The sequence below is a fragment of the Polaromonas sp. CF318 genome, assembly GCF_000282655.1.
Taxonomy (GTDB): domain Bacteria; phylum Pseudomonadota; class Gammaproteobacteria; order Burkholderiales; family Burkholderiaceae_C; genus Polaromonas.
Genome location: NZ_AKIV01000125.1, coordinates 1 through 2,464, shown reverse-complemented (window position 1 = coordinate 2,464; position 2,464 = coordinate 1). Strand labels below are relative to the sequence as shown.

Sequence of the window (2,464 nt, the reverse complement as noted above, 5' to 3'; positions counted from 1 at the left end):
CCCGGCCAGCCGCCCTCAGCAAGAGAACAGAGGAGATAAAGAGAACAGAGGCGCGCAAGCCGGCGCAAGACCCGGCCAGAGTCCTCAGCAGGGGGAAACGGGGGGAAAGCCCCACGTTAAACTCCACCCCATGACCTGGACCGCGACCCTCGCACTCGACTACACCCACCAGGCCGGCAAAACCCTTGCCCATTTCCGCCACAGCGGGCCGCTGCGCATCCTGCAAAGCCTGTACCCTGAAGGCGACGCGATCTGCCACAACGTTATCGTGCACCCGCCAGGCGGCCTGGTCGGCGGCGACACGCTGGAGCTGGCCTTCAGCGCCGCTGCCGGCGCGCATGGCCTGATCACCACGCCGGGTGCCACGCGCTTTTACCGCTCCACCGGCGAGCCCGCGCTGCAAAACACCACACTCACGCTCGAAGCCGGCGCGCGCATGGAATGGCTGCCGTTGGAAGCGATTTGCTACAGCGGCTGCCTGGCCGAGAACCGGCTCACGATGGCGCTCGCGCCCGGCGCTGAACTGATGGGCTGGGACGTCACCGCGCTGGGCCTGCCGGCCGCCGGCCAGCCTTTTGAGGGCGGCAGCTTTCGCCAGCACATCGAGGTGCCCGGCGTCTGGCTCGAACGCGCGCGCCTGGACGCGAACGACAAGCTGCTGATGGACAGCCCCGTGGGCCTGGCCGGCCGGCGCTGCATGGCCTCGCTGTTTTTTGTGGCGGGCAGCAAGCTGGAGCGCGCCCGCCGCGAACTCGCGCTGGACTGCGCACGCGACATCCTGCAGGCCCACTCGCTGGCCTCCAGCGCCGGCGCCACCAGCCCTGACGCGCAGGTCGTCGTGCTGCGCGTGCTCTCGCCGGTGGTCGAACCCGCCATGGCGCTGCTCAGGCAGGTCTGGCAGGCCTGGCGCAAGGAGCTGTGGCAGCTGGCGCCGTCCACGCCGCGCATCTGGTCCATGTGAGCGCCGTGCCGCGCATGGCGGCATAGGCGCCCACCTACAAGCGCATCAGCTCCCTCCGGCAGGCCGGGGCCTGGTAATGGCTACCATGGGGCCTGTCATTGCACGCCCAGCTTCACCACCCCCCTTTCAGGAGACACGCCATGATCCCCAAGAACACCATTTGCCTGTGGTACGACGGCACCGCGCTGGAGGCCGCGACCTTCTATGCCAAAACCTTCCCCGACAGCAAGGTCGGCGCCATCATGCGCGCACCGGGCGACTACCCCGACGGCAAGCAGGGCGACATCCTGACGGTCGAGTTCACCGTCGCGGGCATCCCCTGCATGGGGCTCAACGGCGGCCCGCTTTTCAAGCACAGCGAAGCCTTCTCTTTTGTGATCGCGACCGAGGACCAGGCCGAAACCGACCGCCTGTGGAACGCGGTCGTCGGCAACGGCGGCCAGGAAAGCGAGTGCGGCTGGTGCAAGGACCGCTGGGGCCTGTCATGGCAGATCACCCCGCGCGTCCTGCTTGAAACGGTCTCCGGCCCGGACCGCGCGGCGGCCAAGCGCGCCTTCGACGCGATGATGACCATGAAAAAGATCGACGTCGCCAAGATAGAGGCGGCACGGCGCGGTTGAAGCCGGCGGGAGGACCGGCGCGCCGCGGCCCTGTGCACATCGCCATCTGTATGTGAATCCAGTGCCCCGGCGGGCCATGAAAGACCCGTCCTACATGGGAACGGCCATAGGGCACGGGCGGCCCGCAGCTTTTCCTTTCAAGCCGCGCCGCGGCACCGGCCCAGACTGCCTTCATCGACATCCGTCGAGTTCGAAAGAAGGAGTTTTGACCATGACCGCATCCCCGTATTTCCGCCTTGCCCGAAACGCAGCGGCCCTGGGCGTTGCCGCCCTGCTCTCGCTGGGCGCCTCGGCGCAAATGGCTTCCGGCACCACCGGCATCGACGCTTCCGGCAACGCCCGCAGCGAGATGAACGCCTGCCTCACAGGGCGCACGCAGCAGGACCGTGAAACCTGCATGACCGAAGTCCGCAATGCCAACGCCGCCAAACGCGCCGGCAAGGTCGACAACGCCAACGGCGACTTCAAGGCCAACGCCCTCAGGCGCTGCGACATCTTCCAGGGCGAAGACCTGGTGGCCTGCCAGGCCCGCATCGTGGGCTACGGCAAGACAGAAGGCAGCGTCGCCGGCGGCGGCGCGATTCGCCAGATAGAAACCGTGGTCGTTCCGGCCGGCGCCACCAATGTGCGCGTACAGCCGCAGACATCGACCGACAACATTGTGGTGATCCCGGCGCCCGCCGCCGCGCCATCGCAATAACAGTTGCCACTCGCTCCGCCGCGGTTTGATGAAAACCCCGGATGAAGCAGAAGCAAAGGTGGGCCGCTTGCGGCCCACTTCTTTTTGTGGTGCCGGAAAGGCTTTGCCGGGTCTTGCGCCGGCGGGCGCGGTTCTGTTCTCCTTATCTCCTCGGTTCTCTTGCTGAGGGCTGCTGGCCGGGGG

At 67.4% G+C, this 2,464-nt stretch carries 3 protein-coding genes; all 3 read left to right on the top strand.

Going from position 1 to position 2,464, the window contains the following annotated elements:
• Positions 1-130: 130 nt before the first annotated feature.
• The 3 genes from PMI15_RS19610 (at position 131) to PMI15_RS19600 (ending at position 2,281) form a co-directional block, all read left to right on the top strand.
• Entirely contained in the window at positions 131-961 is an 831-nt protein-coding gene (locus tag PMI15_RS19610; protein WP_007873491.1) for an urease accessory protein UreD, read from the top strand.
• Between the two features lie 140 nt (positions 962-1,101).
• On the top strand, positions 1,102-1,581 hold the full coding sequence (locus tag PMI15_RS19605; protein ID WP_007873490.1) for a VOC family protein: 480 nt from the start codon (positions 1,102-1,104) through the stop codon (positions 1,579-1,581).
• Between the two features lie 211 nt (positions 1,582-1,792).
• Positions 1,793-2,281, top strand: coding sequence for a hypothetical protein (locus PMI15_RS19600; protein WP_007873489.1), 489 nt, complete (start codon positions 1,793-1,795; stop codon positions 2,279-2,281).
• Positions 2,282-2,464: the final 183 nt, after the last annotated feature.